Origin of the sequence: Legionella drozanskii LLAP-1, assembly GCF_001467585.1 — a bacterium.
Classification (GTDB): domain Bacteria; phylum Pseudomonadota; class Gammaproteobacteria; order Legionellales; family Legionellaceae; genus Tatlockia; species Tatlockia drozanskii.
Genome location: NZ_LNXY01000028.1, coordinates 1 through 22,592 on the forward strand (window position 1 = coordinate 1; position 22,592 = coordinate 22,592).

Here is a 22,592-nt window from a genome sequence, read left to right on the forward strand (position 1 = left end):
TTTGACATCTGTAACTCCTCGTTATTCAGATTATATCTGTTAAACAAGGTGTACGGTTAATCGAGGGAGGATCAATTCTAATAATTCGGCTGCTTGAGTATCCAAGGCATAAGTGATTTATTGAAATATAATGCAGTTTTTTGGTAGAGCAAAATGTTAAATTATAAGGTGAGGAAAAATTTCGACAAAATAATAAACCCACAATGACCAAAATTGCTGTGCTGGTATGAAGTTGAGTAACTTATTGAATTATAAGGGGAAAAAATGGTGGCCAGAGGCAGAATCGAACTGCCGACACGAGGATTTTCAGTCCTCTGCTCTACCGACTGAGCTATCTGGCCACAAGAGGTTGCTATTAAACTCTGAGAACGCTTTGGAGTCAAGCAGAGTTTATTAGTTTTTTATAAAAAATTAATCGCTATTGTAAGACTGAATAATTGCTTGCCTGAACGTTTTGATTTTGCTCTATTTTTAGTGCTTATGTTTGATTTAAGATGCAGTTCCTGTTAAGCCCGATTTTTTGTTGATAAGCAATAGCGATTTGAGCTCCCAAAATGGCATTGCTTTTTATTAACTCGATGTTGGCTTTCAAACTTTGGCCTGAGGTTAACTCTGCGATTCGCTGTAATAAAAAGGGAGTAATGGCTTTGCCATTAATATGTTTCGCCTCATTTTGCGCTTGTTTAATAATCGGCATAATTTGTTCATCGGGAATTTCAGCAGTTTTAGGAATGGGGTTGGCAATGACAATTCCATTGTTAATTCCTAATTTATACTGGTAATGCATGGCTGTCGCGATTTCTTCGGCACTTTCCAGGCGGTGGAGTAGGGGGATGCCACTTGACTGGCTGTAGAACGCTGGGAATTCGTCGGTGCGATAACCAATTACTGCTACACCGTGAGTTTCAAGAACTTCTAATGTTTTTGGTAAGTCTAAAATTGATTTTGCTCCAGAGCAAACGACAGTGACCGGGGTCGAAGAGAGTTCAATCAAATCGGCTGAAATATCAAAACTTTCACCGACATGATGGTGGACACCACCAATTCCACCGGTTGCAAAGAGCGGCAAGCCTGCTAAATGAGCACAAAACATCGTTGCTGCAACCGTAGTACTGGCTGTAAGTTTGCGACTTAATACGAAAGCAAGGTCTCGGCGGGAGGCTTTAATCACTTCAGAGTGGTGGGCAAGTTGTTTCATGATCTTTTGATCAATACCAATATGAATGTTCCCTTTATACAGAGCTACGGTTGCAGGTACTGCACCGTTATCACGAATAAGCTGTTCGACTTCCTGAGCTGTGGTCAAATTATCAGGATAAGGCATGCCATGGGAAATAATAGTCGATTCTAGCACTACGATGGGGCGTTGTTTACGAATTGCTTCTTCAACTTCCTCACCTAAATGCAATAATTCATGAACCATGTTGATTGGCCTCATTCTTTAGGGACATAGCCTACCGGTGCCGCTGAGCCTTCTCCGAAGAAATATTTCTTCATTTCCTCATTAAGAAATTCTCTTGCCTTTGGGTCTATTAAGCTTAGACGATATTCGTTAATTAGCATCGTTTGATGTGCTAACCACATTTTCCATGCTTGTTTTGAGACCTGATTAAAAATCTTTTCACCTAAAGGACCAGGGAAAGGTGCTTTATCTAAACCTTCTGCTTCTTGATTTAATTTAGAACAAAATACATATCTTGCCATGCTTTATCTCTCAAAAAACTTCACCTTTTTCTTCTTCAATCCAGAACAGAGAAGAGGACCTAGGAGGCAGAAATTGCCTCTGAGGTTAGGTTACTTCATTTAAAGTTAACAATGCATGATTATGCGATAATGAAACTTGTAATACCAGGCTATTTATCAATCAGCCCGACATTTGGCTTGCTGAGCTAGGATAATATGTTGAGAAAGTAATTGCTCCTGCTCTTTATCCAACTCTTCAAACTGCACTGCAGTATGGTACTGTTTTTCATTATGATATTGACTATATACAACTGTAGCATTGACAACAATAGGCAACATTTTTGGTTTGGTATAAATAATTATTTTCATGTGTGTTTTTTCTTTAATTCGTTCTTTGCTTTTAAACGCCATACCGCCCAAGCTAAGATTGACTTTGCGGAGATGTATATTGTCACCCAACATAAGATGACGTGCTAGATATTCAATTTTTGCATTAATTAAATTCAAATAATGGGCGAGAGCCGGTTCTTCCATTGCAAGCGTTTGGGTTAATCCAGCGAGTTCATAATCGATACTTTGAAAATATTGTGTCGCTTCTAAATAACGTCTACCGCTTTGACCTAATAGTTCATCAGTAATGAGTTTCTCAGAATAAGGTTCGCCGGCTTCAACTAATTTGTAATCAAAGTAAACTTGATCCTCTATGCGGAAATGCTGGCGTCTTTCGTGTATTGGCATGATTACTCCATAAAGTCCATTTTAAAGAGGTACCTGATTTCTCAGGATGCCTGTCAAGTCATTCTCTGTTGCAATAAGCGTCCAAACAGGCAACCTTAATTTCCATAAATGATTCTGTTTGACTCAATCTATCTTAAATATAGACGTATATTTTCATCTATTAATAAAAATATAGATTAAATTTTAGATCCAGTGACTTAATAAATATAAAATATATAAATGAAGGGGGTAATAGTAATAGAAAAAATAGGGAATACGAGGGACTTTGAGGTTAATTTGTGTGGCTAGAAAAATGAGGGGTAAAGTGGCTAGAGCCCAATTATTACCATTTATATTATCAAGAAATAAGTAGGCGGCAAGCCAAGCTAAAAGACCCATTAAAGTAGATTTTCTGCAATAAAACCAAGAACTAAGGCAAAAGAAAATTCCAACCCAAGTGTACTCTACCAAAAGCCCGCCTAGTAAGAAAATCAACAGAGCAAATGCCCGGTTTCTCGTTCCACCTATCTCAAAGCAATAAAGAACAGCTGTAGCGACCGCTAACATGAACATAATGTTCAAAGGCCACAGGTATTGCAAATGGCGCATTGCAATATAACCTGGGGTGGCGATGATTCCAAAAATGATTAAACGAATTAAAACACGTTTATGAAGTCCGCGAGAAAGGACATCGGGTTGGGCAAGATTATAAGCAAAAATAAAAGCGAATAAAGGCATGGCAAGTCTGCCTGCGCAGTAAAGCGATTGAATGGACGAGGCAAACAAAAATCGATTGGCGTGATCGATTGTCATAGAGATTAAAGCAACCCATTTAACAACTTCCATGGTTCCGCTACTAATTTTAAGAGGAGGAAGGTTATTAATCTTTGCCCAATCGAGGTGCTTACCCAACGTTTATCTCCAATTTGACTCATTCTTTCATTCTTTGTGACCGAGCAATGGTAACCGTAATGAACGGCTCGATGGAATAAGTTTTGAAAATTTATCAACAAATAACCACCGGCATCTCTGGACTCCCACGGACATGCCGCGGGACGACGGGGGGAGGGAGCAAAGGTTAACAGCACCTAATGATCGTATAAAGGTTGGTTATGAAGAAGCCATATCGGCTTTGAGTGATCCGCAATGGGAAACTGTGGAAGCAAAAAAATTGTATCCCACCCATTACGGATACTGTTGAGCGTGACTCCCAGGGACGGCATACGGAGTATCGGGTTTAATCACAATGGGTTTCTAACCAACATTCTCCATATGAATTGCAGACTTCAACCCGTTCACATAATGGAGCATAGTAGCGTCTAGTCGGTACATTGATCACAATATTAGGACCACCCCAACCACCTCTATAGGAATAGCCACCACCATAGCCACCCCAGCCATAGCCACCACGATGATCATGTTCATGACCACCGTACCATCCCCCGCCACCATGACCATGCCAGGCTGTGCAAGTTGAGCTCGCAAGAAGGCCTATAACAAACACAAAAGTGCCTATTGTATTGCGCTTGCTGTTTGTAATCATGATTATCCTCAAAAAATTTATTATTAACATTGAGTTGCAGCACAGTGCTAGGAAGAATGATTCTTTCAGTTGACAAGGATAGCCTTTTTTCTTAGCTAAGTGCCGTCAAAGTATACAAGAGATTAGAAGAGTGAGCTATTGTTTCATTAGTTCGGCAATCTTGCGAATCCCCGTGGCCTTGACCACGGGGAGACTGTATCATTTAAAAAAGAGCTAACTCCTCATGCACCTCCGGTGCCCATACCCCACATTGAACTTGTCCGATGTGTTGTTGTTTCAACAGCAACATGATTAAACGTGATTGTCCAATTCCCCCGCCAATCGTTTGCGGGAATTCTCCGCGTAGTAATTTCTGATGCCAATCAAGATTTAAACGCTCTTCATTATTAGTAATGAGTAGCTGATGTTTTAAGGTGGCCGCATTGACACGAATACCCATGGAAGAGACTTCAAAACTATCTTCGAGTATTGGATTCCATATTAAAATATCGCCATTTAAACCCTGAAAACCTTCCTCATTTTGACTTATCCAGTCATCATAATCGGGGGCACGTAAATCGTGAGGTTGGCCATCTGAAAGTTTGGAGCCAATACCGATTAAAAAAACAGCGCCTAACTCTTTAGTAATGGCGTATTCGCGTTTTTTAGGGGGTAAATAGGGGAAGCGTTTAAGCAACTCTTCACTATGCACAAAGTTAATTTTTTCGGGTAAAAAAGACCTCAAATCAAATTCTGCGCAGACGACGTCTTCGGTCTTTTTGATTGCCTTATAAAGTTTAACGACAGTATGCTTGAGATAGGGCAAATTACGCTCCTCCTCTGTCATTACCTTCTCCCAATCCCATTGATCGACATGCACAGAATGAGTCGCGCTGAGATAATTTTCATCGGGTCGCAAGGCTTTCATGTGAGCATAAAGTCCTTCTCCGGCTTCAAAATTAAACCGGCCTAGCATTTTACGCTTCCATTTTGCCAGAGAATGTACCACCTCGAAGGATGATTCAGGTAAGGCTTTGATTTTCACCTTAACTGCTTTTTCAATCCCTGAAAGATTGTCTTGCTCACCATCGCCCACTTTACTCAGCATGGGCGCTTGCACTTCAATCAAACCCAATTGCTGTTCTAATTGCTGAGAGAAAAAAGATTTCACAAAACTAATTTGCTGTTGCTTTTCAATAAACTGTTTTTTCATCATAATACTCGCTTAGTGTTTTGAATATTTCACAACAAAAAAGGGTATAAATTCAATATCGTTTAATAAATTTTACTTTCAATATCTATTATATGTAAAATATCGACTATTAAATTAGATTTTATCTAAAACAAATGGGGCGATTAGATGGAAAATTATGAAATTGATAATTTAGACCGTAATATTTTGAATGCTCTTATAAAGAACGCACGTATCCCCTACGCTGAATTAGCTAAAAGTTTTGATGTAAGCCCGGGTACTATCCATGTGCGGATAGAGAAAATGCGGCAGGCTGGAATTATTACCGGTGTCTACGCTCAGGTTGATCCAAAGAAATTAGGTTATGATGTCTGTTGTTTTATTGGCATTATTTTAAAAGGGGCTAAAGATTATTCCTCTGTTTTGGCAAAATTGAAAAGCCTGGATGAAGTGGTGGAAGCTTACTACACAACCGGTTCTTACAGCATTTTTATTAAAGTGATGTGTCGGTCAATAGATGCGCTGCAGAAAGTTCTTATTAATAAGATACAGGCCATTGATGAAATTCAATCCACAGAAACTTTAATTTCTTTAGAAAATCCTATTCTACGTTCCATTATTCCCTAGGCTGTTTAAAGGGTAATTGTATTGGATAAATAATTCGAAAAAAATAAATGGAGTCAAGACTGGTTTTTTATTATTTATTTGTTAAGATTGTTAGCCCAAAGATATTTATCTTATTTACAATCCTGTGGATATCTTTTCTTTAGTACATTTCTCTTTCGTTATTCCATTTATTAATTTTCTGGATACTCCTTGTGGAGCAAGGCTTTTAGCTTTTCATCTTGATTTTCATTCACTTCTTTTATCCACAAATTCGGTGGATAACTCTGTGCATACACTGTCGAATAGCATATAGAGAAAGGGGATTTCATAACTGTTTAGGGTTTCTACAATCTAGCCTATCCCCACGGCTGGGTTAAATTGTAGATTGAGCCAAGACCCAATCTTTTTTGTTTTGTGCAAAATTAAATCATTCTACAACATCGGCTTGATTATAAGAACCGTTCAAGAGAGTTGTCGGTTCATAATGATTAATTACTACACAAAAACAACCCATCGAATCGCCTCGGCAAGAAATTACTATCCACAAATTCTGTGGATAACTGTGTGTATTGCCTGATAATGAGTGTGTACTACTCGTTAAGATTTATGAAGGAAAGCTGTTTTTGCTATATCTTGACCGGCTGAATTTAACTACAATAGATCTTTTACAAAGTTAAACTAATTATGTTTAAGCCACTGGCATTTTATATCGGATTACGTTACACACGGGCAAAGAAACGAAATCATTTCGTTTCTTTTATTTCCTTAAGTTCCATGCTGGGCATTGGACTTGGGGTTATGGTATTGGTTACCGTACTCTCCGTAATGAATGGTTTCGATGAGGAAATCCACAAGCGTTTTTTTGGTATGGCGCCGGAAATTACCGTAACTGGTAGGGATGGCAAAATTGCTGATTGGCAGAATTTGCAAAATCAACTCAAAAGTACTCCAGGTGTTATCGCGGTTGCTCCTTATATCGGTGGGCAAGGATTGCTCACTCACGAAGGTCAGGTATTACCTATTGTCCTCACCGGCATAGATCCAAAGGAAGAACAGGCCATTACTCATATACAAGATAAATTGCTTATGGGTGATATTGCTGATCTCCAACATTTTGGCATTCTTCTAGGCCGCAATCTTGCCGATAGTCTTGGGGTGATGGTTGGCGATAAGGTGACCATTATGATTCCCCAGGCTACGGTCACTCCTACAGGAATGATTCCTCGATTTAAACGTTTTACGGTGGCGGGGGTATTCTCAGCTGGTAGTGGCTTTAATTTTGATGCCAAACTTGCGTTTATTAACTTGAACGATGCGCAAAAATTAATGCAATTAGGGTCTGATATAACCGGCCTCAAAATGAAGATTAAAAATATTTATGATGCACCTAAAATTTCTGAGCAATTAGCAGATAAACTAGGTGAACAATATGAAGTGGGTAACTGGACACATCAATTTGGCCCGTTTTTCCATGCGGTTAAATTGGAAAAAACAATGATGTTTCTTATCTTGCTGCTGATCATTGCCGTAGCAGCATTTAATTTGGTTTCATCCTTAGTGATGGTCGTGAACGACAAACAATCTGAAATTGCTATTTTGCGAACGATTGGTGCAACTCCATCCACGATTCTTTGGATCTTTATCGTACAAGGAATGATGGTGGGTGTGGTCGGGACTATACTCGGTTTGATCGGAGGTCTAATCCTTGCCTCAAACGCAACGTCAATCGTTAATTTCTTACAATCAATTTTTCATACGCAACTTTTATCCTCGAATGTTTATTTTGTCGATTATTTACCATCTAAGATTATGATCAGCGATTTAGGGATAATTTGTGCTATAGCCTTGTTGATGAGTTTTGTTGCGACTATTTATCCGGCTTGGCGCGCCTCAAAAACCGTGATCGCGGAGGCTTTACACTATGAGTGATATCGTTTTTGATTGCCAAAATCTAAGCAAAACCTACCATGATGGAACAGAATCGATTGATGTTTTGAAAGGAATTAATTTAACAATTAAACGTGGGGAACGAATTGCAATTATCGGACCTTCAGGCTCAGGTAAAAGCACTTTATTGCATTTATTAGGGGGGCTGGATAAACCGACCTCCGGACAGTTATTAATCCAAGACGTTAACTGGCATACACTTTCCGAAAAACAGCGCTGTAAGCTACGCAACAAGGAATTAGGTTTTGTTTATCAATTTCATCATCTTTTGCCGGAGTTTACTGCTTTAGAGAATGTGTGCATGCCTTTGCTATTAGGGAATCAATCGGTGGCAGATGCTCAAGCGCGAGCAGAGAAAATCTTAGAGCAAGTTGGATTGGCACATCGATTAGAGCATAAACCAGCTCAGTTATCAGGTGGGGAGCGGCAGCGGGTGGCAATTGCCAGAGCGTTAGTGCATCAGCCCCATTGTGTTTTGGCGGATGAACCGACTGGAAATTTGGATAATGCTACTGCTGCGAAAGTTTTTGATCTGATGCTTGATATCAATGAGCATATGAACACTGCTTTGGTGATTGTGACCCATGATCAACAATTGGCCGGCCGGATGCATAGAATCCTGACTATTCAAGAGGGGAGTTTAACCTAACTCATAGGTTATGAATGGCTTACTAAGATGCCCCGCGGTCGATGCCGCGGGTCATAGAATCTTCGTTAGTTAGGGAAAAACCGCTATTAATAATCCGCATGCCCAGGAGTACGTGGGAATGGAATCACATCACGCACATTGTTAACTCCCGTTACATAGCTAATCAGCCGCTCAAAACCTAAACCAAAGCCAGCATGCGGAACCGTACCATAGCGACGTAGATCTCTATACCATTGATAACTTTCTTTATTTAAATTGCACTCATCCATTCGTTTATCAAGGATCTCTAAGCGCTCTTCCCGTTGACTACCGCCAATTATCTCTCCGATTCCTGGGGCTAAGACATCCATCGCGGCAACGGTGTTTTCGTCGTCGTTCAAGCGCATATAAAATCCCTTGATATCTTTCGGGTAGTCAGTAAGGATGACTGGTTTTTTGCAGAGTTCTTCAGCAAGGTAGCGCTCGTGTTCAGATTGCAAATCAAGCCCCCAACTGACAGGAAATTCAAATTTGTGATTGGTATTTTCCAGCGCTTTGATTGCGTCAGTGTAAGACATGACTTCGAAATCAGAGGCGACAATATGTTCTAAGCGCTCAATGCAACCGGGTGCTACGAACTCGTTAAAAAAGTTCATATCATCCGCTCGTTCATCTAAAACTGTTTTACACAAATGACGTAACATCACTTGGCTAAGCTCGCAAATATCATTTAAGTTTGCGAAAGCAATTTCAGGTTCGACCATCCAGAATTCAGCTAAGTGGCGGCTAGTATTGGAATTTTCAGCCCGGAAAGTAGGGCCGAAAGTATAGACTTTAGACATGGCTAAGCAATAAGCCTCGACATTTAATTGGCCTGAAACGGTTAAGAACGCCTCGCGCCCAAAGAAATCTTTAGAATAGTCAATTTGTCCTTGCAAAGTTTTAGGGATATTAAATAGATCCAGAGTGCTTACCCTAAACATTTCCCCCGCGCCTTCACAATCACTTGCTGTGATAATGGGGGTATGAACCCAAAAATAACCCCGGTCGCTAAAAAATTGATGAATTGCTTGGGCTAAGCAATGGCGAACTCGAGTGACTGCACTAATCGTGTTTGTTCTTGGGCGAAGATGCGCGACCTCACGTAGAAATTCCAAGGTATGGCGCTTTGCTTGGATGGGGTAGCTATCTGGATTTTCTACCCAGCCGACGACTTCAATTGATTCCGCTTGAATTTCAAACGCTTGACCTTTTCCTTGTGATGCCACAAGTTTGCCGGTTGCAATAATAGCGCAACCTGCCGTTAATTTAATAATTTCCTGATGATAATTCGCTAAACTATCCGTAGCTACAATTTGAATAGGTGAAAAACAAGAACCATCATGTAAGCTGATAAAGGATAAGCCTGTCTTTGAATCGCGGCGAGTTTTTATCCAACCACGAACTGTGACTGTCTCATCAACGTGAATTTCACCATCTAAGCATTGTTTTACTGTATAGACCTCTGTCATGATGTACTCCAAAACTTAATAAGCTTCTGTCCTCGTTTATATCACATAAATGTCAACGAGATAAAAACTTGGATAATACACTAAATAAAATCAATGGGGGAACATATGCTGCGTGGAGTGCTAGGATTTTTTACGTTAATGCTGTCGTTTTACTCATTTGCAGAGGATACTGAGTTAAAGTTATACCGACCTTTTGCTGATGGCACACCCGTCGCTATAAAAGAAGTCATTCCGGGTCAATGCTGGCAGCAGTCGCAACGTATTAAACGGGAAGATGCTTGGCGTTGTGTAGCGGCGAATAAGGTTTACGATCCTTGCTTCGTTAAAGAATATGGCTCTCACAAAGAAGCAGTCTGTCCGCAATCACCTTGGATTGGGGATAGTGTACAAATTAATTTATCCACCCCAGTTGATAATAGCCAAAATGTCGCTTTGGATATGGCTGAAGCTTATCCATGGGCTATCGAATTAACTTCTGGAGAAAAATGTCAGGCAGTTGATGAGGGTGAAATTTACGATGGTATGAAAGTTCACTATCTATGCAATAGCCAGGCTGTCTTAGTCGGAAGCGTACAACGCTGCCAAGCAAGATGGAGCATTTTGCAACGAACTTCCAGTGGGGTTTCGACGGCTTTAGTGGCAAAAGCATGGTTTTAAGCCTGGTAAAAGAGATTGTTTTGAGTCATAATAGACATATTTTAGTCAACTTAATATTTAGTTAATAATTTTCCAATAAAATTATTAACTATGACAAAAGTAGCGGACTTAGAGTTATATGAATATTAGAGAATTGGAAAATTGGTTAATTGAATTAGCAAATTTAAATTCAAAAAATAAGCGCTTAAAAGAAGAAATCGATAATTTGCGGTTGCTTATAATTTCTCCTTCTAGATCTGATATTCTTCCTAGGTTAATGGCGGGATTAAATGCCATAATAGAAATAGCAAATCCTTACTTGCCAAAGGAAGACCTTTTGGCATTAGCGACAAAGAAGAAAAATTTTCAGGAGGTTGTTTACCCCCAAAAAGTGACCGCCGGGATGATGTTGGAAGAAATCAGGAAAGGCGAATGGAAATCCCTTGGTAAGTTGAAAGAAGCAATTGAGAATCATAAAGCTAAGTTAAATAGTATATTCAGTCGATATAATCCATTCTTAAGTTCTCCTGAAACAAAAATTCAGGCTCTTGAGAAGCTTGAAGACTATCTCAACAGTCCCAACGTATTGGCTCCAAATGCCCGATCAGTTCATGAGCTCATTGAGGCTTGGAAGAAGGGCAGCTTAGCTTCTAAGGACGAGTTCATTGAAGAAAGTCAAGGCGAAGATGAAAGTTGCGCTGTAATAATAGGTAAGCATCGGAACCGCTTTTACTTTTTTAGTCAGCCCCCTCGTGATCTAAACACTTCAACACAAGATTTCATCGACTCAATTGACAAGGCCTATGGGAACAAGTCCCTAAAAAACGGATCTTAATAAAGTAGAACGAGTTTTAAACTAAAAATAATTGAAGGGGAGTGATAGGCCAATCATTTCTCTTTTTCTTAAGATTATGAAAAACAACCATAAAGAAACAAAATCTCCATCATCGACTATAATTTAGTTACAAACCTCGTTAAAGGAAGAACAAAATGGTCGATACCTTTCTTCATTCCCTCATTATTGCGCAAATCGCAGGGTTGTATCTTCTTATCATGTCTATCATTATGCTACTTCGGCGAAATACTTATCGCCAATTTGTAGCTCATTTAAAGCCCAGTTCTGGACTGATTATTATGACTGCTTCTTTTGCTCTGATTCTCGGTTTGTTCATAGTAGTCATTCATAATCGCTGGGTATTGGAGCCTGATGTAATCATTACGCTCCTAGGTTGGATAATTGTTATTAAATCGATCTTATGGCTAGCAGTTCCTGAAGAAATGCTAGCGTTTACTAGAGGGCTGTATCGAAGCAATTGGTTTTACGTCTTCGTTATTGTACTGGCGATTATTGGTATTTTCCTTATTTTGAAAGGGTTTTATCCGTTCATGTATTAAGGAAGTTATTGAGCGGCTTGATATTGCTGCTCTGGAACGGCGTCTTTAAAAGGCTCCAGAGTGCAGCAATAATCATAAATCTCATTAATCAGGGGATAATTTTCCATTGGAAAATGAAAGCGGTGAGCATTATAAACTTGAGGAATAAGGCAGATATCCGCTAGACTGACTTCGCTGCCATAGCAGACCTTATTTTTATGCGGCAGGGCTTGCAAGCGACTTTCTAGGGCGTCAAAGCCTTGTTTTAGCCAGTGGTGATACCAAGTGGTAATTTGCTGTTCATGGGCATTAAATTCCTCTCGCAAACGATCCAAAACCCTTAGATTGTTAATGGGATGAATGTCACAGGCAATGATAAGCGCCATACTTCGCACTTGCGCGCGTCCAAGTGGCGTTTGTGGCAAGAGTGGGGGAGTTGGGCTGATTTCTTCCAAATACTCAATAATAGCTAAGGACTGAGTAATAATATGACCATTTTCATTCAAAGTAGGAACTAATCCTTGAGGATTGAGTTGTAGATAATCGGGATGATGTTGCTCACCGCCATTGTTAATCAAATGGACTGCTAAAGTTTCATAACTTATATTTTTGATATTCAGCGCGATACGCACCCGATAACTGGCAGAAGAGCGATAATAGTCGTAGAGTTTCACTTTTTAACCTTTATAGTTAGTCAGAGTTTGCTTAATAGCACCAAAATAAGATTGTCCTTCTGGACTGAGCATTTCAATACAAATGCTATCTCCATAACGCATAAATTCTGTTTTTGCTTCCCCTTCGGCAAGAATTTCCAGCATACGTTTTTCTGCTATGCAGGATGAACCTTTGCTTCGATCCTTATTTGAAACTGTTCCTGAGCCAATAATGCTGCCGGCAGTCAAATGTCTTGTTTTAGCAGCGTGGGCAATTAATTCAGGAAAAGAAAAAGTCATATCAATGCCCGCATTGGGTTGGCCGAATAATTCATCGTTTAGATAACTCAATAAGGGAAGATGAACGCGTTGACCATCCCAGTGGCCTTCCAATTCATCGGGAGTTATAGCCACGGGAGAAAAACTGCTAGCAGGTTTAGATTGAAAAAATCCAAATCCCCTGCTAATTTCGGCTGGAATTAGATTGCGCAGCGAAACATCATTAACGAGCATTAATAATTTAATATGCTTAGCCGTATTTTTGCTGTCGATGCCCATGGGCACATCGTCAGTTATGATTGCTACTTCTGCCTCGAAATCAACGCCATAGCCTTCATCTGCAATTTCAATGGGATCATTAGGCCCTAAAAAACCATCAGAACCACCCTGATACATCAAAGGAGTAGTCCAAAAATCAGCAGGCATCTCCACGCCACGTGCCTTTCGCACTAGTTCGACATGATTGACATAAGCGCTCCCGTCAGCCCATTGGTAGGCACGAGGTAGGGGAGAAGCCACTTTGGTCAAGTCAAAAGGAAAGCAATGTTCTACGTTACCTTGGTTTAAGGCAAAATAAACCTCATTGAGCCTTGCTTCAGTTTTATCCCAGTGATCTAAAGCCTCTTGCAGGGTTCGGGCAATATAATCCACTTTAGTACATCTTGTTAAATCGCGATTGACCACATAAAGTTCACCATCGCGAGAGGTAACTGATTTCATACTAGCTAGTTTCATATTAGTTCCTAAAAACTTTTGGTTTCTTGTAAAGTTCCGCGTTTTATTTGATCACGCTCAATGGCTTCAAACAGAGCCTGGAAATTACCTTCGCCAAAACCCTGATTTCCGCGACGTTGAATAATTTCAAAAAATACGGGGCCAAAAATATTTTCAGTGAAAATTTGTAACAATAATCCATTCTTAGGATCTTTTTCGCCGTCTATTAAAATACGTTCTTGCTTTAATTTCTCTAACGGTTCTTTATGCCAAGGAATTCGGTTATCAATCATTTCATAGTAGGTGTCAGGAACATCAAGAAACGCAACGCCTTGCTGTCTCAAGCTATTCACTGTCTTGTAAATATCCTCGGCATTTAACGCTATATGCTGAATGCCTTCACCCTTATATTCATGTAAAAATTCTTCGATTTGTGATTTATCGTCTTTGGATTCATTCAAGGGTATTTTAATTTTATTGCAGGGGCTGGCTAAGGCTCTGCTGATTAATCCCGTCATTTGCCCGACGATATTAAAAAACCGAATTTCGCGGAAATTAAAAATGGATTCATAAAAACGGGCCCATTTATCCATATTGCCCCGAAAAACATTATGGGTTAAATGATCGATAAATGTCAGACCGCAGCCCTGTTGAGTTTGCAAAGTCAAGGGATTGGTTTGCCAGTCATTAGCAAAAGGTTGGTGCTTGTCATCAACAAAATAGATGACACTACCGCCAATGGCTTGGATAGCTGGTAAGCCATGCTCGGCATGTTGGCAATCTTGAAAAGGAGTCGCTCCATGTTTGATGGCATGGGCATAAGCTTGATTTGCATCTTTTACGCGAAAACCCATCGCACAGGCCCCCGCACCATGAGTCTTTGCATGTTCTTCCGCTTGGCAATTACTGGCGGCATTAACAATGAATTGAATATCCCCTTGTTGATAGAGACTGATATTTTGGTTTTTATGTTTGGCAGTCTCTTGAAAGCCCATTTCAGTAAATTGCGTATCTAAAAAGCTTTTATTGGGGCCGGAGAATTCCAAAAATGCAAACCCGTCTAAACCACAGGGATTGCTAGCAGCGTTCTCGTACATTGACTCACTCCTTGTTGGTCTTTAGCAGTATAGACTGCGTTTTATGCTTGAACTCAATTTAACTAATGAATTTCAAGAGAATCTAGGCTAAAGACGTGGTTTAACCAAAAATAATCCATCAGCAATTGCAAGAAGACTGATATCGACTCGCTTATCCTCTTTAAGAAAGGTATTCAGACGACGAATTTCACGAGTTTGCCCGCCAGTTTCTTGAGCATCAATTACTTTACCATCCCAAAAAATGTTGTCTACCGCAATTAATCCTTGAGGGCTAATCAATTGCAATGCTAATTCATAATAATTCATGTAATTTGTTTTATCAGCATCAATGAAAATAAAATCGAACTGATGTTTGTAGCCTTCTTCTAACAAATGATGAAGTGAATCTAAGGCGGGTGCCAAACGTAATTTTATTTTCTTGTCTTGTTTTGCTTCCCGCCAATAAGGCTGTCCTATTGCAGTCCATTCCGTGTTGATATCACAGGTGATCAATTCCCCGTCTTCGGGTAAAGCCAAGGACATTGCTAGCGCACTATAACCGGTAAAAGTGCCTAACTCTAAAATCTTTTTAGCACCGATAAGCCGAATCAGAAACTGCATAAACTGCGCTTGCTCGGGCGCAACTTGCATGATAGCAAGTGGCATTTTGGCTGTCTCTTCGCGTAAGGCCTTTAAAATGGGATCCTCGCGTAGAGAGATATCAAGCATATAATCGTACAAAGCTGGGGTGAGACTTAAATGTTTCATCGTGAGGCCTCAAAATTTATTGCGCTAATCGTGGAAGTGATTAGCGCTTACTTGATCTCATTTTGTCAATAATTCTTGCTAGCTTGGAAGTGGTGCAAGACCTAATTTTTCTTGAGCCAGGGTGTCAGCAATCTCGCTAGCTGGAAGATTTTCACGCATTGAGCGAGTAAATATTGCGAAGAGAGAGGTATGTATTCCATCAATTTGCTGATTAATTAAATGCTCAGGAGTATGGAGGTATTTGCTCGCTGCAAAAATCAAACCGCCGGCATTGATCACATAGTCGGCAGCGTAAAGAACTCCCTTTTCATGCAATAATTGACCATGGTAAGTATGAGCTAATTGATTATTGGCCGCCCCTGCAACAATTGAAGTTTGCAACTGACCAATCGTGATATCGTTGATAATGGCTCCTAAGGCACAGGGAGCAAAGACATCGCAAGGGACTTTATGAATTAACTCAGTTGAAACAACTTCTGCACCAAACTCTTTTACTGCTCGTTCCACATTAGCGGGTTTGATATCAGCGACAGTGAGTCTTGCGCCTAGTTCATGAAGATGAGAGGCGAGTAGATACCCCACATGACCAAGACCTTGAATCGCGATATGTAAACCTTCTAAGCTATTTTTTCCTAATTTAAATTCCACAGCAGCTTGAATACCACGCAGTACTCCTTTTGCAGTGGAAGGAGAGGGATCGCCATTATAACTGGACAGACTTGCGACGTAAGGCGTGTGTTGGGCAATAATGTCCATATCGCTTAATTGAGTACCGCTATCCAGCGCAGTGATGTAGCGGCCATTTAAATCATTCACAAATTTACCGAAGGAATGTAAATAAGCTTCCCGGTTGAACGGTTTATTTGGTTTAATAATAACGGCTTTACCGCCGCCAAGTGGCAGATTAACGGAAGCCGCTTTAAAACTCATTCCTCTTGCTAAACGCATGACATCATTAATCGCACTGATTGTGCTGGGATATTCTATAAAACGACAGCCGCCTAATGCTGGCCCAAGTTTGGTACTATGAATAGCAACGATTGCTTTCATTCCCGTATCGGGATCGACTTTAAAGTGCAGGTCGCCAAACCCGTGCATCATGGCATAATCTAGGAAATCATCTTGTACAATGAGTGGCTCATTGGGTTTTATTTGTTCAACAGACTTCATTAATAAAGCTCCAGTAGAATTCATGTTCACAAGTTATAAATCCATTCCCGATTGAAAGCAATGCAGTTGAGAGCAATTTGATTGTAATAATCTCCTTATTATAAGTTAAGTATAATGCATAGAATCATTGGAAGCCCTTGCAGGCTAGTGTAAACTGCCTTTAGTTTATATCGGAGATAATGATGAGAAAACTAGCTGCAGTCGTAATGCTAGCGGCATTAAGTCCATTGTTAAATGCTGCTAATTTCCCTCACAAAACAACGTTGGATAAGGTTGTATTTCAAGTTTCTGCTAAGCAATGGGTAACAACCCAATCGGCATTATTAAACGTTAATATCAATGCAACTTTAACCAATGCGGATCTGGTAAAAGCTCGTGCAGAAATTATGAATAATTTAAATAAGATTGCTACGGGTGAATGGCAATTGACGCAGTTTGATCGTTCCCAAGATAGTTCAGGGCTTGAGAAATTATACGTCGCAGCCCAAGCAAGAGTCCCACAGGCGAGTCTAACCGATATCTATCAAAATGCTAAAAATGTCAGTAAACCAGGCGCAACTTACGATATAAATGGGGTTGAGTTTAAGCCAAGTCTTGAAGAGACACAGCAAGTAAAAGCGCAATTGCGAGAATATTTATATCAACAAATTAACAGCGAATTGAATCGCTTGGATAAGACTTACACCAGTCAAAATTACAGCGTTAATCGTATTTATTTTTTTGAAGGCGATCAGGTCATGCCTATGGCAAAAGCTTATCAACCGCGAGAAGTGAATACAATGGCTCTTACTGCAGCAGCAACACCTGCCCCTGCAGTGTCTGTTAGTAATGAATTGATTATGAATGCGATTGTCGAGTTAGCGTCAAATCGTCAAGAGGAAAATGCCGGTGGAAGTAATTGAACGAGTAATTGGCCATCGAGGGGCCTCAGCCTATGCGCCAGAAAATACGATTGCGGCCTTCGACAGAGCTTTGGCAATGGGATGCAGATATTTAGAATTTGATGTCATGCTCAGTGCCGATGGCGAGCCCTTTGTTTTTCATGATGAAACACTTAAAAGAACAACGAATGGTCAAGGGGAAATCGGTTTAGTGACTGCCGAATATTTACAAGGTTTGGATGCTGGTGGTTGGTTTTCCAAGCGTTTTCGTGGCGAAAAAATTCCTCATTTTCGCGACGTATTGCAGTGGTTAACTTTTTCTGGCATCCGAGCCAATATTGAAATAAAGCCCTATCCAGGGACTTCGGAGCAAACGACCGTCGCCGTTCTTTCGCATATTAATCGTTATTGGCCTCAGAATAAGCCTTTACCGCTGATATCCAGTTTCGATCTGGCTGCTTTGACCTTGTGTCGTAGCCTTGCGCCAGAAATGCCGATCGGTTTACTTCTCGATGAATGGGATAAGGATTGGTTAGTGAAAGCAAAAGAATTGCAATGTTATTCGGTGCATTTTAATAAACGAGCACTCTCAGCAGTCCGCGCGCAGCAAATTAAACAACAAGGCTATCTACTTTTTGTTTATACCGTCAATCGCAGTAGACAAGCTAAAAAACTCTTCGATTGGGGGGTCGACGCGGTGTTTAGTGATTATCCCGATCTCATTTCATGAAACGCCTTATCGTTTTATTGTTGCTGCAGTTTTTCTTTACTTTTCTCCAAGCGAAGCCGGTTGAACTTGTCATGTGGCATTCGCTTGCTGGGCAATTAGGCGAAGAAATTAATCTATTAGTTGATCATTTCAACCAAAGTCAGCCCGATTATGTGGTCAAACTCGTTTATAAAGGCGAATATACGGAGTCGTTGACCAGTTTTGCAGCAGCCTTTCGCGCTAAGCAACCACCAGCCATGGTACAAGTTTTTGAAGTCGGTACGGCGACTATGCTCTATCCTAAAGGCATCATTAAATCCGTCCACGAACTGATGCAAGAACAGGGACTTTCATTACCCATCGACAGTTTTTTACCGGCGATAAGTGCCTTTTATAGCGAAGGCAATCGTCTGCTTGCGATGCCATTTAATACCTCAATTCCAGTTATTTTTTATAATGCAGATGCGCTAGCTCAAGTCGGTTACAGCGAAAAAAACTTTCCCCGCACTTGGGATGAAATGGAGATTTTAGCTGAGAAATTAAACCGAGCAGGCTATCCCTGTGTCTACACGAGTGCTTATCCAGGTTGGATACAAATTGAATCTTTCTCGGCTATTCATGGATTAGCAATGATAGACACTCATGCAACTCGAGCGAGTTATAATAACAAAGCGATTGTTGATCATCTTGAACGTTTGAAAAAATGGCAGAAAAACCATTATTTCGAATACGGTGGCAGGGCGAGTGATGCAACTGTTTTATTCACCAGTGGTCGTTGTGCTTTATTTAGTCAGTCATCAGGAAGTCATAATAGTTTAGCCGAGCTGGTAAAATTTCGTTTGGGCGCGGCACTACTGCCTTTAGATACGCAGGCGAGCCAACATCGCCATAATAATGTGGCTGGTGGCGCTGCCCTTTGGGCTGTCTCTGGACAATCAGCGCTTGTCTATCAAGGCATTGCGCAATTTTTTTCTTATATTGCTCAACCTAAAACACAACAGTACTGGCATAAAAAAACGGGCTATCTTCCCTTAGGAACAGCAGGGGTTTATGCCTTTGCGAATGAAGATAAACGCCATCCTATTCTTGCCCTTGCCGAAGCTGATTTAGGAAGCCAACGGGACGAGCAAGTCCGCTTACATATTGGTCCGCAAAATCAAATAAGAACAATTAATGATGAAGCGATAGAAGCTATTTTTGCAGGGCTTAAAACACCTCAACAAGCCATGGATGAGGCGGTTCAGCGAGCAAATTACGCTTTATTACGCTTTGTTCGTAACACAGGGATCTAATTTAAGTTAACAGCTAGTCTGTACCCGAATCTCCGTTTTTAATATTTTCTTAATAATTTATAGTTATATTAATCTTACTTAAATTTATAGACGTTGCTATGGCCCGTTCTTTTCTAAAAGTAGATCTTCAAACTTGTCTTGCTAGCATCAATACAATTCCAATCTCTGAGCTTAAATATTATTTGTTGCTAACCTATCACTCACTAAAAAATGCAGATGCAGAGAAGTACCAGGAATTTCTCGACGAACTGATCGTATTCAGTCAAAAGTTGACTGAATTTCTGAATCCTAACACCGATACCTTAGATCCTCGTTTATTAGAAGAAATTCAGCTGTCTTATAAACGATTATGTGATTTTTCTAAAACGAATACAGTTTCTATTAAAATTGGCTACGCGCTGATCGACATCGGTTCAGTACTATTAGCTGTGTTTACTGGCATACTTGGTGGGCTTATAGGGGGGGGAGCTGGGCTGGTCAGAAGTTTATTAACTTTTTCTAATCCTTTGCGCCATCTGGCGGATGGGTTAATAACAGGTTTATCTTTTGGTGCAGCAATTGGTTTTAGAGCACCAAAAAAAATATTCAAGGATGAGTTATCAAGACAATTAAAATTTTGTTTGAATAGTATCGATAGCAACATGCAGGAAGTGCAAGCACAGATCGTAAAACCACTTCCCCATTATAGAAAGCAGGTGGAAGAGCGGCTTTTAACGGATTGTTTTAGTGGGGATAGCGAAGCTTACGAGGCGTTTTTAAGGGGAAATCATGATTACCAGATTGTAGCCCTGAGTGCTCGATTTGTTAGCCCAAATCTAGAGGGCTATTTAGGCCAGCATGCTTGTATTGCTTTTTCATTGCCAAATCAGAGTGAGCCGGAGCTCATTGAATTTTCACTAGGGAAATCTGACGTGAAAAATCGCGTACCGACAGAGACAGACGAACGAACAGTCACTGGTGAAAAACTTGTTGAGATGATGGCCTTACATCAACAACTTCAAGTCACTCAAACCTGTACCTATGGTTATGCTTTAACCAAAATGAAGGCTGGAGAGAATGATTGTTATCGCTATGTGGAAAAGATTTTAGTGGGGACTGGTCAGGAGACAACTACTGTTAAACGTTTTAATGGTGCTGAAAATTGGGTAGGGAAAAACATAGTCGGTTTTTTCGTGAAAAAATTAAGTCCTTTTAGTCAAGATGTTTTACAAACAAGCCTTGCTGTTCCATCCACGCTAGAATAGGATAAAGAATTTCTCATTTATAAAACAATGAGCTAGTGAGCTAGTTGATGAAAGGATTCAAAAAAATAACTATTCGCCACCACACTATTCTGTGGCTTTCATTGCTCACCTGCATTGCCTTTTTTTTCAGATTTTTTCTCGCATTTCAAGAGATCGCTTATCTAGATCGCTTATTCATTCCTGACGATGCTTATTATATTTTGAGTATCAGTCGATCGATTGTTGCTGGCCTCGGACCTAGTGTGGATGGTGTGCAATTAACGAATGGCTTTCAGCCACTTATTTCTTTATTTCAATTACCTATTTTTTTATTAGGTTTTAAGGGTGATAAGGCCGTTAGCTTTGCGGTCTGCATAAGCGCTTTTTGGGGAGGGCTATCAACTTTTGTTTTAGGTTATTTGCTGATGATATTAAGTTCTATCCGGGCAGCAGTTTTTGGCTCAGTTTTATGGATATTTTGCCCCATTATCATTCAAAATGATTTAAATGGGATGGAAACTTCGCTTGCTGGATTTTTAAGTTTGCTACTCATTGTATTGGTTTTATTAATCGATAGAAAACTAACTTTCTTGCGGTTATTTACTCTGGGTTTTGTTTGTGGTTTAGCCTATTTAGCAAGGGTAGACACCTGTTTTTTACTCATGGTCATCGGTTTTTTTGCCCTGCTACGTTGGGGTTTTTACGCCACCTTTTTTTTCGTTTCAATCGCATTTCTTGTTGTTTTACCTTGGTGGTTATATTCCTTTAGTCATTTTGCTACAGTCATCCCCGAAAGTGGGCCTGCGATAAAGCAATTAGTTAATTATATTCATCGATCAACTAGCTATAATATACTGGCTTCTTTGTATGCACTGATTGAATGGTTTCCTTTTTTTAAATGTTTAATCATCACTGTTTTTTTAGGAATTATTTTAACGTTTTATATTATTGTCAAGGGTGCAGCTCGTGCAGGTCTATTGGGCTATGTTTTCGTTTCAAGCATCGCATTGCAATGGGGATTTTATACTTTTTATTTGCCTGCATTTTGGTTTTTTACTCGTTATTATTATTTCATTTACTCAATAATTCTTATCTTACTTGCGCTCCTTCTTGATGAAAAAAAGGATAGTCAATCGAAGCGAATATCGCTGGGTTTATTTTTAATAATCCTAAGTGCTTTCTGTATTCACTTGCCGCAGTTTTTAGACAAACCTGAACAAACAAAAGCAGCTGACATTTCTAGCTTAAAAGGGTATCGCGATGTTGCTTTAGATTTAAGCACCCATCTTTCGCCGGGAGATAGGGTAGGGGCTTTTCAGAGCGGCGCGCTTAGTTATTATGCACCTTCGTCAGTACGAGTCATTAATCTTGACGGGGTAGTCAATGCTGCTGCGGCAGAAGCTTTTAAAAATAAGACAATGAAAAATTATGTTGATTCGCAACAGATGAATCGTTTTGCCGATTGGGAATATAATGCTTATCTGTTTAAAGATCGTTATGGAGCCTCTTTTCCTGGAGGATGTTTTAATACAATCTATGAGGCGCAAAAACAAGGAAATCAGCGATTTACATTGCGTAATTATAATTCAAAATGCAATTAATAATTAGAATTTATCACCGCGATTTTTTTGAATTAAAAACTCGATATTTATATCTCTGCTCTAAGGCTATTTGTTGCTTCCGTTGTCAGCTCATTGATTGCTCGCGACCCAACTGAGGGTTCTTTAAAGATACCAAAGGCAGTTAAACCTCCTATTAATGCACCACAACCCCCACTAACAGTGAGTAAAGTGACGGCAGCGGCAGTGCCTGTTGAAATACCGGTTAGCAAGGCGAACGGTCCAGACCAGGAACCTAATGCGCAGCCTACAGCAAAGCCTATGGCAAACACAAAAAGAGTGACAAGCACTGCTGCCACAATACCCTCGATGGCATTAGTTACTTTTGAGGGTTGGTCATTTAAAATTAAATGGCAGTTTTTATTAAACGTTTCGATAGCCAAACCTTTAGC

23 protein-coding genes, 1 tRNA gene and 1 pseudogene are annotated in these 22,592 nt (G+C 40.1%); 11 read left to right on the forward strand and 14 right to left on the reverse strand.

Annotated elements, in window-relative coordinates; genetic code table 11:
* Positions 1 to 265: 265 nt before the first annotated feature.
* The 7 genes from Ldro_RS12580 to asnA all read right to left on the reverse strand — a co-directional run bounded on the left by Ldro_RS12580 (position 266) and on the right by asnA (position 5,138).
* A tRNA-Phe gene (locus Ldro_RS12580) sits at positions 266 to 341 on the reverse strand.
* A 137-nt stretch (positions 342 to 478) separates the two neighbouring features.
* Positions 479 to 1,423, reverse strand: coding sequence for a pseudouridine-5'-phosphate glycosidase (locus tag Ldro_RS12585; RefSeq protein ID WP_058496782.1), 945 nt, complete (start codon positions 1,421 to 1,423; stop codon positions 479 to 481).
* A gap of 11 nt (positions 1,424 to 1,434) precedes the next feature.
* Entirely contained in the window at positions 1,435 to 1,704 is a 270-nt protein-coding gene (locus Ldro_RS12590) for an oxidative damage protection protein (RefSeq protein ID WP_058496783.1), read from the reverse strand.
* 156 nt (positions 1,705 to 1,860) lie between these two features.
* A complete protein-coding gene (locus Ldro_RS12595; protein ID WP_058496784.1) occupies positions 1,861 to 2,421 on the reverse strand; it encodes a PilZ domain-containing protein in 561 nt (186 codons plus the stop codon).
* Between the two features lie 183 nt (positions 2,422 to 2,604).
* On the reverse strand, positions 2,605 to 3,246 hold the full coding sequence (locus Ldro_RS12600; protein WP_131764359.1) for a TraX family protein: 642 nt from the start codon (positions 3,244 to 3,246) through the stop codon (positions 2,605 to 2,607).
* A 391-nt stretch (positions 3,247 to 3,637) separates the two neighbouring features.
* Complete coding sequence (locus Ldro_RS12605) at positions 3,638 to 3,943, reverse strand: hypothetical protein (RefSeq protein WP_058496786.1); 306 nt, start codon at positions 3,941 to 3,943, stop codon at positions 3,638 to 3,640.
* Positions 3,944 to 4,145: 202 nt separating this feature from the next.
* Complete coding sequence (gene asnA, locus Ldro_RS12610; RefSeq protein ID WP_238584017.1) at positions 4,146 to 5,138, reverse strand: aspartate--ammonia ligase; 993 nt, start codon at positions 5,136 to 5,138, stop codon at positions 4,146 to 4,148.
* A 144-nt stretch (positions 5,139 to 5,282) separates the two neighbouring features.
* On the opposite strand from asnA, the gene asnC reads away from it, so the two are divergent.
* The 3 genes from asnC (at position 5,283) to lolD (ending at position 8,316) form a co-directional block, all read left to right on the forward strand.
* Positions 5,283 to 5,741 (forward strand): transcriptional regulator AsnC, encoded by a 459-nt coding sequence (asnC, locus tag Ldro_RS12615; RefSeq protein ID WP_058496787.1) that lies wholly within the window; start codon positions 5,283 to 5,285, stop codon positions 5,739 to 5,741.
* A gap of 663 nt (positions 5,742 to 6,404) precedes the next feature.
* The gene (locus Ldro_RS12620; protein ID WP_058496788.1) at positions 6,405 to 7,649 is read left to right on the forward strand and encodes a lipoprotein-releasing ABC transporter permease subunit; all 1,245 of its coding nucleotides are present in this window, start codon (positions 6,405 to 6,407) and stop codon (positions 7,647 to 7,649) included.
* Entirely contained in the window at positions 7,642 to 8,316 is a 675-nt protein-coding gene (gene lolD / locus Ldro_RS12625) for a lipoprotein-releasing ABC transporter ATP-binding protein LolD (protein WP_058496789.1), read from the forward strand. The genes Ldro_RS12620 and lolD overlap by 8 nt, the downstream gene beginning before the upstream one ends.
* An 86-nt stretch (positions 8,317 to 8,402) precedes the next feature.
* Here lolD and asnS read toward each other — a convergent pair whose 3' ends face one another.
* Positions 8,403 to 9,806 carry an asparagine--tRNA ligase gene (gene asnS, locus Ldro_RS12630; RefSeq protein WP_058496790.1) on the reverse strand — a complete coding sequence of 468 codons (1,404 nt, stop codon included), beginning with the start codon at positions 9,804 to 9,806 and terminating at the stop codon, positions 8,403 to 8,405.
* Positions 9,807 to 9,911: 105 nt separating this feature from the next.
* On the opposite strand from asnS, the gene Ldro_RS12635 reads away from it, so the two are divergent.
* The 3 genes from Ldro_RS12635 to Ldro_RS12645 all read left to right on the forward strand — a co-directional run bounded on the left by Ldro_RS12635 (position 9,912) and on the right by Ldro_RS12645 (position 11,837).
* Complete coding sequence (locus Ldro_RS12635) at positions 9,912 to 10,463, forward strand: hypothetical protein (protein ID WP_058496791.1); 552 nt, start codon at positions 9,912 to 9,914, stop codon at positions 10,461 to 10,463.
* A 118-nt stretch (positions 10,464 to 10,581) separates the two neighbouring features.
* Positions 10,582 to 11,277, forward strand: coding sequence for a hypothetical protein (locus Ldro_RS12640; RefSeq protein ID WP_058496792.1), 696 nt, complete (start codon positions 10,582 to 10,584; stop codon positions 11,275 to 11,277).
* Between the two features lie 155 nt (positions 11,278 to 11,432).
* Entirely contained in the window at positions 11,433 to 11,837 is a 405-nt protein-coding gene (locus Ldro_RS12645; protein WP_058496793.1) for a hypothetical protein, read from the forward strand.
* Between the two features lie 5 nt (positions 11,838 to 11,842).
* On the opposite strand, the gene maiA is transcribed toward Ldro_RS12645, so the two are convergent.
* The 5 genes from maiA to Ldro_RS12670 form a co-directional block, all read right to left on the reverse strand.
* Entirely contained in the window at positions 11,843 to 12,490 is a 648-nt protein-coding gene (gene maiA, locus Ldro_RS12650) for a maleylacetoacetate isomerase (RefSeq protein ID WP_058496794.1), read from the reverse strand.
* Positions 12,491 to 12,493: 3 nt separating this feature from the next.
* The gene (locus Ldro_RS12655; RefSeq protein ID WP_058496795.1) at positions 12,494 to 13,483 is read right to left on the reverse strand and encodes a fumarylacetoacetate hydrolase family protein; all 990 of its coding nucleotides are present in this window, start codon (positions 13,481 to 13,483) and stop codon (positions 12,494 to 12,496) included.
* A gap of 8 nt (positions 13,484 to 13,491) precedes the next feature.
* Positions 13,492 to 14,559: a 4-hydroxyphenylpyruvate dioxygenase gene (gene hppD, locus Ldro_RS12660; protein ID WP_058496796.1), complete on the reverse strand. Its 1,068-nt coding sequence runs from the start codon at positions 14,557 to 14,559 to the stop codon at positions 13,492 to 13,494.
* 87 nt (positions 14,560 to 14,646) lie between these two features.
* On the reverse strand, positions 14,647 to 15,306 hold the full coding sequence (locus Ldro_RS12665; protein ID WP_058496797.1) for a class I SAM-dependent methyltransferase: 660 nt from the start codon (positions 15,304 to 15,306) through the stop codon (positions 14,647 to 14,649).
* 78 nt (positions 15,307 to 15,384) lie between these two features.
* Positions 15,385 to 16,476 carry a Leu/Phe/Val dehydrogenase gene (locus tag Ldro_RS12670; RefSeq protein ID WP_058496949.1) on the reverse strand — a complete coding sequence of 364 codons (1,092 nt, stop codon included), beginning with the start codon at positions 16,474 to 16,476 and terminating at the stop codon, positions 15,385 to 15,387.
* Positions 16,477 to 16,658: 182 nt separating this feature from the next.
* Between Ldro_RS12670 and Ldro_RS12675 the strand changes: the two genes are divergently transcribed.
* The 5 genes from Ldro_RS12675 (at position 16,659) to Ldro_RS12695 (ending at position 22,182) form a co-directional block, all read left to right on the forward strand.
* Positions 16,659 to 17,378, forward strand: coding sequence for a hypothetical protein (locus Ldro_RS12675; RefSeq protein ID WP_058496798.1), 720 nt, complete (start codon positions 16,659 to 16,661; stop codon positions 17,376 to 17,378).
* A complete protein-coding gene (gene ugpQ / locus Ldro_RS12680; RefSeq protein ID WP_058496799.1) occupies positions 17,359 to 18,087 on the forward strand; it encodes a glycerophosphodiester phosphodiesterase in 729 nt (242 codons plus the stop codon). The genes Ldro_RS12675 and ugpQ overlap by 20 nt, the downstream gene beginning before the upstream one ends.
* A complete protein-coding gene (locus Ldro_RS12685; RefSeq protein ID WP_058496800.1) occupies positions 18,084 to 19,358 on the forward strand; it encodes an extracellular solute-binding protein in 1,275 nt (424 codons plus the stop codon). The genes ugpQ and Ldro_RS12685 overlap by 4 nt, the downstream gene beginning before the upstream one ends.
* Positions 19,359 to 19,456: 98 nt before the next feature.
* Complete coding sequence (locus tag Ldro_RS12690; RefSeq protein ID WP_058496801.1) at positions 19,457 to 20,602, forward strand: hypothetical protein; 1,146 nt, start codon at positions 19,457 to 19,459, stop codon at positions 20,600 to 20,602.
* Positions 20,603 to 20,649: 47 nt separating this feature from the next.
* Positions 20,650 to 22,182, forward strand: a complete 1,533-nt coding sequence (locus Ldro_RS12695; RefSeq protein ID WP_058496802.1) for a hypothetical protein — start codon at positions 20,650 to 20,652, stop codon at positions 22,180 to 22,182.
* 47 nt (positions 22,183 to 22,229) lie between these two features.
* Here the strand turns inward: Ldro_RS12695 and Ldro_RS16515 are convergent.
* Positions 22,230 to 22,592, reverse strand: a pseudogene (locus tag Ldro_RS16515) (hypothetical protein); the annotation flags it as partial.

What these genes read in the sequence shown, in the direction of transcription:
- Ldro_RS12640 (WP_058496792.1), top strand. Translation starts at nt 10,582, where the DNA reads ATGAATATTAGAGAATTGGAAAATTGGTTAATTGAATTAGCAAATTTA.
- Ldro_RS12685 (WP_058496800.1), top strand. Translation starts at nt 18,084, where the DNA reads ATGAAACGCCTTATCGTTTTATTGTTGCTGCAGTTTTTCTTTACTTTT.
- Ldro_RS12590 (WP_058496783.1), bottom strand. Translation starts at nt 1,704, where the DNA reads ATGGCAAGATATGTATTTTGTTCTAAATTAAATCAAGAAGCAGAAGGT.
- Ldro_RS12620 (WP_058496788.1), top strand. Translation starts at nt 6,405, where the DNA reads ATGTTTAAGCCACTGGCATTTTATATCGGATTACGTTACACACGGGCA.
- Ldro_RS12635 (WP_058496791.1), top strand. Translation starts at nt 9,912, where the DNA reads ATGCTGCGTGGAGTGCTAGGATTTTTTACGTTAATGCTGTCGTTTTAC.
- Ldro_RS12670 (WP_058496949.1), bottom strand. Translation starts at nt 16,476, where the DNA reads ATGAAGTCTGTTGAACAAATAAAACCCAATGAGCCACTCATTGTACAA.
- Ldro_RS12645 (WP_058496793.1), top strand. Translation starts at nt 11,433, where the DNA reads ATGGTCGATACCTTTCTTCATTCCCTCATTATTGCGCAAATCGCAGGG.
- Ldro_RS12665 (WP_058496797.1), bottom strand. Translation starts at nt 15,306, where the DNA reads ATGAAACATTTAAGTCTCACCCCAGCTTTGTACGATTATATGCTTGAT.
- lolD (WP_058496789.1), top strand. Translation starts at nt 7,642, where the DNA reads ATGAGTGATATCGTTTTTGATTGCCAAAATCTAAGCAAAACCTACCAT.
- asnC (WP_058496787.1), top strand. Translation starts at nt 5,283, where the DNA reads ATGGAAAATTATGAAATTGATAATTTAGACCGTAATATTTTGAATGCT.
- Ldro_RS12600 (WP_131764359.1), bottom strand. Translation starts at nt 3,246, where the DNA reads ATGGAAGTTGTTAAATGGGTTGCTTTAATCTCTATGACAATCGATCAC.
- Ldro_RS12585 (WP_058496782.1), bottom strand. Translation starts at nt 1,423, where the DNA reads ATGGTTCATGAATTATTGCATTTAGGTGAGGAAGTTGAAGAAGCAATT.
- Ldro_RS12605 (WP_058496786.1), bottom strand. Translation starts at nt 3,943, where the DNA reads ATGATTACAAACAGCAAGCGCAATACAATAGGCACTTTTGTGTTTGTT.
- hppD (WP_058496796.1), bottom strand. Translation starts at nt 14,559, where the DNA reads ATGTACGAGAACGCTGCTAGCAATCCCTGTGGTTTAGACGGGTTTGCA.
- asnA (WP_238584017.1), bottom strand. Translation starts at nt 5,138, where the DNA reads ATGATGAAAAAACAGTTTATTGAAAAGCAACAGCAAATTAGTTTTGTG.
- asnS (WP_058496790.1), bottom strand. Translation starts at nt 9,806, where the DNA reads ATGACAGAGGTCTATACAGTAAAACAATGCTTAGATGGTGAAATTCAC.
- Ldro_RS12695 (WP_058496802.1), top strand. Translation starts at nt 20,650, where the DNA reads ATGAAAGGATTCAAAAAAATAACTATTCGCCACCACACTATTCTGTGG.
- Ldro_RS12690 (WP_058496801.1), top strand. Translation starts at nt 19,457, where the DNA reads ATGGCCCGTTCTTTTCTAAAAGTAGATCTTCAAACTTGTCTTGCTAGC.
- ugpQ (WP_058496799.1), top strand. Translation starts at nt 17,359, where the DNA reads ATGCCGGTGGAAGTAATTGAACGAGTAATTGGCCATCGAGGGGCCTCA.
- Ldro_RS12595 (WP_058496784.1), bottom strand. Translation starts at nt 2,421, where the DNA reads ATGCCAATACACGAAAGACGCCAGCATTTCCGCATAGAGGATCAAGTT.
- Ldro_RS12655 (WP_058496795.1), bottom strand. Translation starts at nt 13,483, where the DNA reads ATGAAACTAGCTAGTATGAAATCAGTTACCTCTCGCGATGGTGAACTT.
- Ldro_RS12675 (WP_058496798.1), top strand. Translation starts at nt 16,659, where the DNA reads ATGAGAAAACTAGCTGCAGTCGTAATGCTAGCGGCATTAAGTCCATTG.